The organism is Deinococcus phoenicis, from assembly GCF_000599865.1.
Classification (GTDB): Bacteria; Deinococcota; Deinococci; order Deinococcales; family Deinococcaceae; genus Deinococcus; species Deinococcus phoenicis.
This window is the reverse complement of the sequence record NZ_JHAC01000063.1, coordinates 1-12,189: the sequence shown is the minus strand read 5'-3', so window position 1 is coordinate 12,189 and position 12,189 is coordinate 1. Positions and strand designations below refer to the sequence as shown.

The window sequence follows — 12,189 nt, the reverse complement described above, 5'->3', positions numbered from 1 at the left end:
CCAGAAATGCAAGCCCCGCAAGGTGCTCAGTTGACTGGTCCTCATCAGACGAGGTCTTGACCACCTTTCTCTTTGCTCTTTCTTCGCAGAAGTCTTGCGTTTTACCTTATCGTAAACCCAGACACCCCCGTGCCTATAGCGCCGTGGACCCACCCCACCCCATGCCGAACTGGGTCGTGAAACACGGCAGCGCCAATGATACTCGGACCGCAGGGTCCCGGAAAAGTCGGTCAGCGCGGGGGTTTTCCCTTTAATATCAGCAAGCGGCCCTTCTATGTGAAGGGCCGCTTTTTGTTGCTATATTAGTCTGCTCACAGGAAAGGAATTTCTCACTCTTGTAGCCGCGTTGGGTTGTCTGTCAGGCCCAGGCTATCGGGCAGGCTGAACTGGTCTAGCGCGAGTCGCCGCGGTGAGACGCGGCCAGGCAGATGGAAAAGGGGAGAGGTGGCGGCAGAAGATGAAAGTCGAAGTGCCGAGCTTTCCTCTCTGTCACCGCCGCGCCTTTTTCAATGGAATAGGAGTTTGCCGCGCGAGAATCAGGCCGGTCTACGGCACAATTCCGGCCTGTGCAGGCGCTGCTACTTCGGTGAACGGATGCTGGGGAGCTGAGCCATCGCGGTGGACTGAAAGCAGCGTCGCCCTCACTACATCTGAGATTGATCTGCTGGTCCTTCTGGAACAGTCTGCTGTGCAGCGTCCTGGCCTTTCGCACACGCTCAATGCAGGGGACATGACGCAGTGGAGCCGTAGCCGTCATCCACTCCCCTCAGAGGGCAGCGCTCATTGTGCCTGCTATAGGCCCAGGATGAGCTGCCTCACCGCTTGATGTGCCTCGGTTGTCAGGGCAGTCGGCAGGCTTCTTCCCCGGTCCATCTCCTGAAATTCGCAGGATCTGCGGAGGACAGCCAGATAAAGTTGACTTTCTTAGTCGGAATACTTCAGTATCTGTTCATGAAGGTTCCTATGACCCTGCTTCTTGCCTTTCTCCTTCCCAGCGCGTCTGCCCAGACCATCACCATCAAGCACGACGAGGGCACAACCACGGTCAAGAAAGACCCGCGACGGCTCGTCGTCATGGACGAGGAGGCGTTGGGGTGGCTGGCCGCGCTGGGCCTGTCGGAGCGTGTTGTGGGCCTGGGCAGTACCTATTTCTCTCCGAGTGACCTGACCGGCGGCAAGATCAAACCCGAAGTGCTCCGGAACGGCTTTTATGGGCGGGTCAAGCTGAACCAGCCCGCGTATATCGGGGACTGGCAAGCGCCGAACCTGGAAACCCTGCTGGCCCTGAAACCCGACCTGATCGTGCGCCTGACCTGGCAGGGTAACCAGAATTACGACAAGCTCAGCAGAATTGCGCCCACCGTCGGCTATCAGGAGGGCGCGGCGGGCTTCTGGCAGAAGGGCCTGCGGGACCTGGCGCGCGTGTTTGGCCGTCAGGTGCAGGCCGAACGGGTCATCAAGCAGGTGGCCGACGTGAACCGCGCCAATGCCCGCAAGTTACTGGCAGCAGGTGTCTTCAGGAAGTACCCGAAAGTCGTGGTCGTCGCCCCCTTCGCGGGGGGAAGCAACTGGCTGTACACCGATGTCCGCCTGATTCCCGACCTGCGGGCGCTGGGCTTCAAGGACGGCCTGAAGCCGAAGGAAACCACGCTGGGCGTTGGCTCGGCCATCAGTGACGAGGCGCTGCTGGGGCTGGACAGGCAGACGCTGGTCGTGCTGTTTCCCCCCGGCGGCAAGTACAACGGCGCGGACGCCTTCCTGAAAACGCCGGTGGGACAACGCCTGAAAGACCAGAGCGTGCTGTACGTTCCGGAAGCCTTCAGCCCCTACAGCGGCCCACTGGTCAGCCAGCGCAACAGTAACGACCTGACCCGGCTGATTCTGGAGAAGGTGAAGTGAGGCGTCCCGCGAGCAGACTCGTCTTGACCGCCCTCCTTGTCCTGTCGTCGGGGGCTTCCGCCGCCTGTCAGGGCCGTGAAATCACCCATGCGGCGGGTGTGACCTGCGTTCCCAAAATGCCCAGGCGGGTGGTGGTGCTGGACGTCGGCCCGCTGGATACGGCCCTGGCCCTGGGCATCAAGCCTGTCGGCGCGGTGTCCAAGTTTGCCGACAGTGACAACTTTGTCTCTTACCTGAATGACCGCACGGGTGGGATTCAGAACGTGGGCATCATCACCCAGCCCAGCCTGGAGCGCATTCTGGCCCTGAAGCCCGACCTGATTCTGTCCAGCAAAGTCCGTCACGGCGAGCTGTACACGCAGCTTTCGCGCATCGCGCCCACGGTGCTGACCGAGTCGGTCGGGGCGACCTGGCGGGAAAACCTGCTGCTGTGGGGGGACGCGCTGGGCAAGAAAGCGCAGGCCCAGACGCTGCTGAACCGCTTCCGGGTGCGGGCCAAGACGGTGGGACAGAAGCACCGGGGGGTCAGCATCAGTGTGGTGCGCTTCCTGCCGGGGCAGACGCGCATCATGCACCGGGCGAGCTTCATCGGCACCATCCTGGACGAGGCGGGCCTGAGCCGCCCGGCCAGCCAGCGGGTCAATGATTTCGCGGCGATGGTCAGCCAGGAAGCCATCCCGCAGATGGACGCTTCCTCCCTGTTCTACACGACCTGGGGCGACCCGAAGACCACCACCCAGAGCGAGATGATGCAGAGTCCGCTGTGGAAAAGCCTGGGTGCGGTGAAGGCGGGCCGGGCCTTTTCCGTGGACGACGATTTCTGGATGACGGGGACGGGAATCCTGGCGGCCAACCGGGTGCTGGACGACCTGGAGAAGTTCCTGAAATGACGCGGCCTGCTGGAACGGGTTCATCCTCCACGCGGCTTCCCTTCTGCTCCGACGTCTCCCGGCAACTGGGCGAAGACCCCATCGGCACGGCCCCGCACTGGGAGGAGGTCGCGGTGCTGGAACTGGACGTGCGCGTCTGGGAGCAGCTCCGCCGGGTCGAGGAGTGGACGCCGGAGCAGCGCCGCGTGTTCGAGCGGCTGCGCGGCAAGGTCGAGGAGAGCGGCGCGGGCTTCGGGCTGCTGATGAGTGCGCCCGAGCAGCCGGGCGGTCCGCTGAGTGTGCGGCACTACACGCGGGGCGCGGGGGGCTACACCCGGCGGGATTACCGGTCGCACCTGCCGCAAAGCGAGTGGGCGCGCGCCCTGACGGGGACCCTGCTCGAACCGCACAGGCTGCGCGAGTGGGAGGAACTTCCCGTTCCCTCCGGCCCCGACCTGCACGTCTGCACGCACGGCACGGTGGACGCGGCCTGCGGCAAGTACGGCGTTCCCGTCTATCAGGCGCTGCATCAGGCCGGCGTGCGGGCGTGGCGGACCGGGCATTTCGGTGGCCACCGTTTCGCGGCGACAGCGGTGGAGTTCCCGAGCGGTCTGCTGTGGGCGCACCTGACGCCCGAACTGGCGCGGGGCGTCGCCCACCGCGACCGGCATCCCGCCGAGGTCAGGGGGCACCTGCGCGGCTTCGCGGGTCTGCCCCCACTCGCCCAGGTGCTGGACCGCGAACTCTTGATGCGGCACGGTTGGGACTGGCTGAACGCCGAACGCACCGCCACGGTGAGTGGCCCGGAAGTCACCCTCACTTACGTCTGGCAGGGGCGGCGGGGCGAGGTCCGTGCCCGCGTGGAGGCAGCGGGCCGGCTCGCCGTGCCGGGGTCCAGCCACAAGGCGGAACGGCTGGACGTGGCGCAGTACCGGGTGGAGCCTGGCACCTGGCGCGAAGGGCCTGCTCTTTGAACCGGCTGGCCTTCCTGCCCCTCGGCCTCGGGGTGCTCGTCGCCGCGTTTCTGGCTTCCCTGGCCCTCGGCGCGAGCGATATTCCGCTGCGCCGGGTGGCCACGCTGCTCCTGCACCCGGACGGCTCCACCGAGAGCCTGATCCTTGAGACGTTGCGGCTGCCGCGCACCCTGGTCGCGGCCCTGGCCGGCGCTGGCCTGGGCGTGTCGGGGCTGATGCTCCAGGCGGTGACCCGCAATCCCCTGGCGGACCCCGGCATTCTGGGGGTGGAGGCGGGCGGCGCGCTCGCCATTCTGGTGCTGGTGGTGTTCTTTCCTGCCGCGCCCGCCGGGTGGTTCATTCCGGCGGCCTTTCTGGGCGGGACACTCGCCGCGCTGGTGGCCTACAGCGTTGCCAGAAGCGTGGGCATCACCCCCCTGCGCCTCGCGCTGGCCGGTGTGGCGGTGGCGAGTCTGGTGGGGGCGGCCAGCCGCACCATTCAGCTGCTGTGGGAAGAACGTGCCCAGGGCGCCCTGTTCGCCCTGTCGGGCAGCGTGGCGGGCCGGACCTGGGCACAGGTCGGGCAGATCGCCCCCTGGTTGCTGGCGGGCCTGCTGGCCGCGCTGCTGCTCACGCCCCGCTTGAACGTGCTGGCGCTGGGTGAGGACGTGGCGCGGGGTCTGGGCGCGCGCACCGAGCGCGACTCGCTGCTGATCACGGGGCTAGGGGTGTTGCTCGCTGCGGCTTCCGTCAGCGTGGTCGGCCCCGTCGGCTTCGTCGGCCTGATCGTTCCCCACGCGGCCCGCGCCCTGCTGGGGCCGGATCACCGCCGCAGCCTCCCGCTGTGCGCCCTGCTGGGGGCGGCCTTCCTGATCGCCGCGGATGTCGCTGCCCGGTTGATCGACCGGCCCGCCGAAACCCCGGTCGGTATCCTGGTGGCCGCGGCCGGAGCGCCTTTTTTCGTGCTTCTGGCGCGGCGCATAGGCCGGCGTTGACAGCCCCGGCCTGCGCCACCCCTCCTTCTCATTCCCCTCCCCGGAGGCATCATGCATAAGAACATCCTGGTCCTGTCGGCCTTCACCCTGCTTTCTGTCGCCGCTGGCCTCACCGTGGGCCACGAGCGGGGCACCCTGGACTTGAAAACGCCTGCCCGGCGGGTGGTGGCACTGGAATATTCGTTTCTGGACACCCTGGTGGCGCTGGGCGTGAAGCCGGTGGGGGCGGCCCTGGGTTTGCAGGGGGGCGACCGGGGTGCGCCGCCCTACCTGGCTCCACGGGTGAAGGCGATTCCCGCCACCGGCAGCCGCGCCCAACCCAGCCTGGAGCTGATCGCGGCGAGCCGCCCGGACCTGATCCTGGCGGACGCGTTCGTCCATCAGGATACCTATCCGCAGCTGGCAAGAATCGCGCCCACCGCCGCTTTTCAAAGCCGGCGCGGCAGCCTGGACGACCTGAACGCCCAGACCCTGGCCATCGGGCAACTGGTGGGGCGCGAGGCGGCGGCAAAACGGCTCCTGGCCGATCAACGGGCGCTGATCAACAAGGCGCGGGCGTTCGCGAAGAAAGGGGCGCCCTCCTTCGTGGCGGCGGTGGTCACGCCCAGGTCGCTGACCGTGCATACCCGGGAGAGCTTCGTGGGCAGCTTCCTGGAGGACCTGGGCCGGAAAAATCAACTGCCCGTCAAGGACGGTCAGACCCAGTACGAGGTCGCGCTGGAGGGGCTGGTGGCCCTGAACCCGCAGACCCTGGTGCTGTTCACGGCCCCGGATGAGACGCCGATCACCGACGCCTGGAAGAAAAACCCGCTGTGGCAGAAGATTGCCGCCGTGCAGCGCGGGCGGGTGTACCAGTTCAACCGCGACAACTGGACGCGCGGGCGCGGGCCGCTGGCCCTGCGGCTGATGGTGGCGGAAACCATTCAGAGCCGCCTGCTTCAGGACGCCGCGCCCGGCGCCGACTTCAGGGACTAGGCCTTGAGGCGGATGACACAGGGCAGCCGGCCGCAGGGCAGGCCACGTTCCGTTCCCGGAGCGGCCCCATGATCCATACGTCCAGATATACCGGCCGGCGGGCGCTGTTCATCGGGGTGCTGCTGCTGGGCGCGGCGTTGTTACTGGGTATCCTGGCCCTGGGCCTCGGGGCGGTGAAAACGCCCACCGGGGACGTGGTGCAGGTGCTGCTGGGCCGCGGGGACGAGCTGACCCGGCAACTGGTGCTGGAGTTGCGTGCGCCGCGGATCGTGGTGGCGCTGCTCACGGGGGCCATGTTTGCCGCGTCCGGGGCGATGATGCAGGGCGTGATCCGCAACCCGCTGGCCTCGCCGGACATCATCGGTGTGGGGGCGGGGGCGGGTCTGGCGGCGACCCTCTTCCTGCTGGCGTGGCCCGGCGCGCCTCCCGGTGGGCTGCCCTGGGCGGCCCTGGCCGGGGCGTGGGCGGGCTTCGCGCTGGTGCTGCTGCTGTCGCGCGAGTGGGGCGGCCACACCGGAAATGCGCTGCATCCGGTGCGTCTGGCCCTCGTCGGTGTGGCCGTGGCCGCCGCCCTGGGGGCCGCCCAGCAACTGGTGCTGGTGCGCGCGCCGGACGGCCTGGGCGCGGCCCTCAGTTTCCTGACCGGGACCGTGTATGGGGCCGACGCCGTGCGGGCAGCGCGGGTGCTGCCCTGGGCGCTGGTCCTGCTGCCCGCCGCCCTGCTTTGCGCGCGCACGCTGGACGTGCTGAACCTGGGAGAAGACCTGGCGACCTCGCTGGGAACGCGGGTGGGGGCGGCCCGGCTGTTTTGCCTGGCCGTCGCGGTCGCGCTGGCCGGCGCGGCGGTGACGGGTGCGGGCATTCTCGGCTTCGTGGGCCTGCTCGCCCCGCACCTGGCCCGCCTGCTGGTGGGCGCCCGGCACGCCCGGCTGTTGCCGGTCGCCATGCTGCTCGGTGCGGTCCTCGTCCTCGCGGCGGATACACTGGGCCGCGCGCTGCTGCCGCCCACCGAGGTGCCCGCCGGAATCTTCACCACACTGGTCGGAGCGCCGTATTTTCTCTACCTGCTGAGGAGGACACGGTGAGCCGTCAGGGCAGAGGGGCGCCCACCCTCCGAAAGGCCATACCCATGACTGATTTCCCGCTCGCCACCGAGAAGCTCCGCCTGGGCTACGGCTCCAGCATCATCATTCCCGAACTGGACCTGCGCGTGGCGGGCGGCAGGGTCACGTCGATCATCGGGCCGAACGGCTGCGGAAAAAGTACGCTGCTCCGGGCGCTGGCGCGGCTGCTCCCGGTGGGAAGCGGGCAGATTCACCTGTACGGGCAGGCCCTCCACGCCCTGCCCAGCCGGGAAGTGGCGCGGCGGCTGGCGATCTTGCCGCAGGGACCCACGGCGCCGGAGGGGCTGAGTGTCGAGGAACTCGTCTGGTTCGGGCGTCATCCGCATCAGGGGCGCTTTCCGGTGCGCCGGGAGGAAGACCGCGAGGCCGTGACCTGGGCACTCGACCAGACCGGGATGCGCATTTTCGCGGGCCGCCCGCTGGAATCCCTCAGCGGCGGGCAACGGCAGCGGGCCTGGATTGCCATGAGTCTCGCCCAGCAGACCGACATCCTGCTGCTCGACGAACCCACCACGTACCTCGACCCCTCGCACCAGCTGGAGGTGCTGCATCTGGCCCAGCGGCTCAACCGGGAGCAGGGCAAGACCGTGGTGATGGTCCTGCACGACCTGAATCAGGCGGTGCGCTACAGCGACGACCTCATCGCCATGAAGGGGGGCGAGGTCGTCGCGCAGGGCGAGGCGGGCACCGTGCTGACCCCGGAACTGCTGCGGGAAGTGTTCGACCTCAAGGCCCACATTCTGGCCGACCCGGACACCGGGAAGCCGCACGTCATTCCCTACGCCCTGACGCGCTGAACGCTCGACCGGCTCCATTCGCCTGCAACGGGGCACGAAAGCCCACACCGCACTTCTGTCCGAATTCAAACTAACAAACATTAGTGTGAAAAAGGCCGGGTGCTCGATTCCGCCTCTTCCAAAGTGCCGGGCGCTGATGAGGGAAGCTGGGGAGTTGCAAAGCCCCGGTCAGGCTCCGCAGCTGGGGTAGTTCAGTTGCCCGAAAGCCGGACCTTCCCGCCGGCTGACCCGTGGGAACGCGGGATTCACGTGCGCCTTTCCCCGTACGCCAGCCCTTGGGTGATGGACAACCCTCTCTCGTCCTTCAGGTCTGTTTTGCTGGTGACCTGTCCCGATCTGTGCGGCGGGCCGGCAGTTTTGCCCTGGGCGGTTTTGCCTTAGACTGGGTGGGTCATCTTTCCCCACGCCCGAGGTTCCGCATGACGCGTTCCGTGACCGAGAAACGTGCCGCCGTGCCTGCTGTCCCCGAGTGGACCGCTGCCCGCGTGACCGATGCCCTCCAGCTTTTTCTGGATGCCCTGGATACCCACCTGTCAGGCGAGGCCGAACCTGGGGCCAGCCTGGACAATCCCCTGGACGACGGCGGGTCGCGCTTCTCGCAGCTGTGTGAGGCCCTGTCGCTGGGCGGGTTCGAGCGCGCGGTGCTGATGCTGGCGCTGATCGCGGAGGTGCATCCGCTGCGGTTCCGGCACTTCGCGCAGGCGCAGTACGACCCGGCCGAGCTGCCGCCCCCAGGCTCCGTATCCCGGCACCTGGCCCTGAGCCTCTTCGACGGCGACCCGACCGCCCTGGCCGACGACGCGCCGCTGCTGCACTGGCGGCTGCTGTCCCGCCCGGCGGGGGTTCCGGGTCACAGCCTGGCCCCGCTCTCGGTGGACCCGGCGGTGCTGGCCTACGTGTACGGCGACGACCGCCTGAATCCCCGCCTGAACCGCTATGTTCAGCACCTCGAAGCCCCTGCCGGCCCACTTGCCCACTCGGCTGCGGCGCACCTGCCCACGCTGGCCGCGCACCTGCACGCGGACGAGCGGGCGACCGCGCAGCTTCACGGGCGGGACGTGAGCGCGCAGCTCGACCTGGCCGCAGCGGCCCTCTCGGGGCTGGGCGTGCCGCTGCTGCGGCTGTCGCTGGGAACGCTCCTCGGCAGCGACGAGATCCTGGACCGCGACCTGCGGCTGTGGGAGCGCGAGACGCGGCTCCGTCCCCTGGCGCTGTGCCTCGACGCGTCCGAGGCCGACCTCGACCTGAACCCGGAGAAGGGGTCGGCGGCGGCGCTGGAGCGGCGCGTGGCCAGCGTCGCCGCGCACCTGCACGCGCCGCTGGTGCTGCTGACCACGGAGCCGCTGGCGCTGGGCAGCGGGCGGCCCGTCCTGAATCTGGAAGTGACCCGCCCCACGCGCGCCGAGCAGCGCGGCCTCTGGGCCAGCGCCCTGGGCCTGCGTGGCGAGGATGCCCCGCGCCTGCGTGAGCTGACCGACCAGTTCGACCTGAACGCCTCCGCCCTGCGTGACCTGGCCGGCAATGTCCGCCTGGGCCTGTCCGGGCCGGGGCTGTCCGGGAACCTGTCCGACGACGAGCGCCTGGACCGGGCCTGGGAAGCCTGCCGGGTGGCGGGGCGCCGCCGCATCGGCACCCTGGCCGAACGCCTCACCGGCACGCCGGGCTGGGACGACGTGATTCTGCCGGACGCCGACCTGGCGGTGCTGCATGGGCTGGTCGAACACGTGCGGCACCGGACCCAGGTGTACGAGACCTGGGGCATGGGCCGGCACGCGCGCGGCCTGGGCATCAGCGCGCTGTTCAGCGGCCCCAGCGGCACCGGCAAGACGCTGGCCGCCGAGGTGATCGCCAACGAACTCCGGCTCGACCTGTACCGCATCGACCTCTCCAGCATGGTCAGCAAGTACATCGGCGAGACCGAGAAGAACCTCAAGAGCATCTTCGATGCGGCGGACGACGGCGGCGTGATCCTGCTGTTCGACGAGGCCGACTCGCTGTTCGGCAAGCGCGGCGACGTACAGAGCGCCAACGACCGCTACGCCAACACCCAGGTCAATTACCTGCTCCAGCGCATGGAGTCCTACGCGGGCCTGGCCCTGCTGACCACCAACCTCGAAAGCGGCATGGACACGGCCTTTATGCGCCGCATCCGCTTCGTGCTGAACTTCCGCGCCCCCGAGGCCCCCGAGCGCGAGCGCATCTGGCGGCGGGCCTTTCCGCCGCAGGTGGACGTGAGCGGCGTGGACTTCGCCCGGCTGGCGCGCGTCAAGCTCGCGGGGGGCAACATCCGCTCGGTGGCGCTGGGGGCGGCCTTTCTGGCGGCGGCGCGGCGAGAGCCGCTGAGCATGGCTCTGCTGCGCGAGGCCATTAGGGCCGAGTGGCGCAAGCTGGGCCGCGTGACTCTGGACGCCGCCGCCTTCGCCGACTGGTGAGGTCCCTGCCGGCCGCGTTCCCGCAGCTTCTGATTCTCGCTTCCTGGGCAAAACGGACGCGCGCCTGGGCACGCCTGCCCGCTCCGCTCGGCTCCCGACTTCGGTGCAGCTTCAGCGGGGAGGAGGCGCTAGATTGGGCCGACCCTGTGTCAGAATTCATGGAGAACACATCTGGGAAGGCACGTTTCCGAACCCTGCGGAGGACTGAAGTGAGCGAACACCTGGGAACCGGCTGGGCCTTTCCGGTCGCCACCAACGCCAGAGGGCGCGTGGCGCTGGTGGGCGGCGTGCGGGCCGTCGAGCAGTCCATCCTGATGATCCTGATGACGCCCAAGGGTCAGCGCGTGATGCGGCCCGAGTACGGCTGCCAGATTCACGAACTGCTGTTCGCCCCCAACGACGCCAGCACGCTGGGGCTGGCCTCCTATTACGTCCATGAGGCCCTGACCGCCTGGGAGCCGCGCATCGAACTGCTGGGGGTGGACGCCGACATCGACGAGGTCTATCCGGAGCGGATCGTGCTGGGCATCCGCTACCGCATCGTGGAGGACCACGTGGAACACTCGCTGGTGTTCCCCTTCTACCGCCTGCCGCTGGAAAGCCGGACCCTGAGGTAACGCATGCCCCTGCCGACCGTGAATCTGGACGACCGCCGCTTCGACGACATCGTGGCCCAGGCCCGGCAGCTGATTCCGCAGTACTGCCCGGAATGGACCGACCACAACACCTCCGACCCCGGCATCGCGCTGCTGGAGGTCTTTGCCTGGATGACCGACCTGCTGCTGTTCCGGGTCAACCAGGTGCCGGAAAAGATGTTCGTGAAGTTCCTCGACATGATCGGGGTGCAGCTCGACCCGCCGCGCGCCGCCGTGGCCCCGGTGACCTTTTATCTCTCGGCGGCGCAATCGGAGCCGCTCACCATCAGCGCGGCGACCGAGGTGGCGACCGTGCGCACCGAGGTGTCGGAAGCCATCGTCTTTTCCACCGAGACGGACCTGACCATCACGCCGCCCCGGCTGCGGGCGGCCCTGACCGGCAATGCGCTGGGTGAGAACACCTTCGTGCAGCACGATCTGGAGCGGCTGGGCGTGCTGGGGCACAAGATCGCCGTCTTCTCGCCCGAGCCGGTGCCGGGGGACGCCTTTTACCTGTGCTTCGAGGGCGACCACAGCGCCCACGTGCTGGCCCTGCTGCTGGCCTGCGAGGTGGCGGGCGGGGCGGGCGTGGACCCCGCAGAGCCGCCCTTCGTGTGGGAGGTGTGGCAGGGCAGCCTCAGCCGCTGGGCCGCCTGCGCCGTCGAGTACGATGGCACCCTGGCCTTCAACGTGTCGGGCGAGGTGATTTTGCGCCTGCCCGCGATGGCGCAGGAGGAGTTCTTCGGCGTTTCGGGCTACTGGCTGCGCTGCCGCATCACCAGCGAGCAGAACTACGCGGGCTACAAGGTGTCGCCCGACATCGAGGCGCTGCGGGCCGAATCCCGCGGCGGCACGGTCAGCGCCCGGCACGCGGTGGTGGTGCGGAACGAGGTGCTGGGCCGCAGCGACGGCACGCCCGGCCAGAGCTTCCAGCTGCTCAACAGCCCCGTGCTGTACCTGGAAAGCGGCGAGGATGTGATCGTCTGCGAGCCGCCGGGCGAGTCGCCCACCTTCTGGAGCGACGTGCCCGACTTTGCCGAGAGTGGCCCCGGCGACCGGCACTTCCGGCTGGAGTCCCTGGCGGGGACCGTGACCTTTGGGCCGGCGCTGCTCCAGCCCGACGGCACGGTGTACCGCTTCGGCGCGGTGCCGCCCAAGGGCGCGACGCTGCGGCTCCAGCGGTATCTGCACGGCGGCGGCGTGACCGGCAACGTGCCCGCCCACACCCTCAGCGTCCTGAAGGCCAGCATTCCCTACGTGGCGCGCGTCACCAACCACGCCCCGGCGCTGGGCGGGCGCAATGCCCAGACGCTGGAAGACGCTGTTCAGCGCGTGCCCCACGTGCTGCGCACGCGCACCCGCGCCGTGACCGCCGACGACTACGAGTTCCTGGCGCGGCAGGTGGAGGGCGTGGCGCGCGCGCGCTGCATCACGCCGAACCTGGCGGGCGCGGCGGGCGAGGGCGCCTATCCCGGCCAGATTCGCGCGCTGGACGTGCAGCCGGGGCAGG

General features: G+C 68.8%; 10 protein-coding genes and 1 rRNA gene. All 11 read left to right on the top strand.

Annotation, left to right across the window (positions count from 1 at the left end; translation table 11 throughout):
- Positions 1-125 precede the first annotated feature (125 nt).
- Positions 126-242: ribosomal RNA gene (gene rrf, locus DEIPH_RS15745) — 5S ribosomal RNA — on the top strand.
- Positions 243-963: 721 nt separating this feature from the next.
- Positions 964-1,899, top strand: coding sequence for an iron-siderophore ABC transporter substrate-binding protein (locus DEIPH_RS15740; RefSeq protein ID WP_407636517.1), 936 nt, complete (start codon positions 964-966; stop codon positions 1,897-1,899).
- A 23-nt stretch (positions 1,900-1,922) separates the two neighbouring features.
- A complete protein-coding gene (locus DEIPH_RS15735; RefSeq protein ID WP_235183268.1) occupies positions 1,923-2,789 on the top strand; it encodes an ABC transporter substrate-binding protein in 867 nt (288 codons plus the stop codon).
- Positions 2,786-3,742, top strand: a complete 957-nt coding sequence (locus DEIPH_RS15730; protein ID WP_034359933.1) for a sucrase ferredoxin — start codon at positions 2,786-2,788, stop codon at positions 3,740-3,742. The genes DEIPH_RS15735 and DEIPH_RS15730 overlap by 4 nt, the downstream gene beginning before the upstream one ends.
- Positions 3,739-4,716, top strand: a complete 978-nt coding sequence (locus DEIPH_RS15725; RefSeq protein WP_034359931.1) for a FecCD family ABC transporter permease — start codon at positions 3,739-3,741, stop codon at positions 4,714-4,716. Before DEIPH_RS15730 ends, DEIPH_RS15725 begins: the two co-directional genes overlap by 4 nt.
- Positions 4,717-4,767: 51 nt before the next feature.
- The gene (locus DEIPH_RS15720) at positions 4,768-5,691 is read left to right on the top strand and encodes an ABC transporter substrate-binding protein (protein WP_034359929.1); all 924 of its coding nucleotides are present in this window, start codon (positions 4,768-4,770) and stop codon (positions 5,689-5,691) included.
- Between the two features lie 68 nt (positions 5,692-5,759).
- Entirely contained in the window at positions 5,760-6,776 is a 1,017-nt protein-coding gene (locus DEIPH_RS15715) for a FecCD family ABC transporter permease (protein ID WP_034359926.1), read from the top strand.
- A gap of 44 nt (positions 6,777-6,820) precedes the next feature.
- Complete coding sequence (locus DEIPH_RS15710) at positions 6,821-7,612, top strand: ABC transporter ATP-binding protein (protein ID WP_034359924.1); 792 nt, start codon at positions 6,821-6,823, stop codon at positions 7,610-7,612.
- 431 nt (positions 7,613-8,043) lie between these two features.
- Positions 8,044-10,044, top strand: a complete 2,001-nt coding sequence (locus DEIPH_RS15705; RefSeq protein ID WP_235183267.1) for an ATP-binding protein — start codon at positions 8,044-8,046, stop codon at positions 10,042-10,044.
- A gap of 209 nt (positions 10,045-10,253) precedes the next feature.
- A complete protein-coding gene (locus DEIPH_RS15700) occupies positions 10,254-10,661 on the top strand; it encodes a GPW/gp25 family protein (protein WP_034359922.1) in 408 nt (135 codons plus the stop codon).
- Between the two features lie 3 nt (positions 10,662-10,664).
- The coding region (locus DEIPH_RS15695) for a putative baseplate assembly protein (protein ID WP_051517444.1) at positions 10,665-12,189 on the top strand (1,525 nt) is incomplete at its 3' end.

Excerpts from the sequence above, each read along its gene's own strand:
- DEIPH_RS15740 (WP_407636517.1), top strand. The coding sequence starts at position 964 with ATGACCCTGCTTCTTGCCTTTCTCCTTCCCAGCGCGTCTGCCCAGACC.
- DEIPH_RS15715 (WP_034359926.1), top strand. The coding sequence starts at position 5,760 with ATGATCCATACGTCCAGATATACCGGCCGGCGGGCGCTGTTCATCGGG.
- DEIPH_RS15710 (WP_034359924.1), top strand. The coding sequence starts at position 6,821 with ATGACTGATTTCCCGCTCGCCACCGAGAAGCTCCGCCTGGGCTACGGC.
- DEIPH_RS15720 (WP_034359929.1), top strand. The coding sequence starts at position 4,768 with ATGCATAAGAACATCCTGGTCCTGTCGGCCTTCACCCTGCTTTCTGTC.
- DEIPH_RS15730 (WP_034359933.1), top strand. The coding sequence starts at position 2,786 with ATGACGCGGCCTGCTGGAACGGGTTCATCCTCCACGCGGCTTCCCTTC.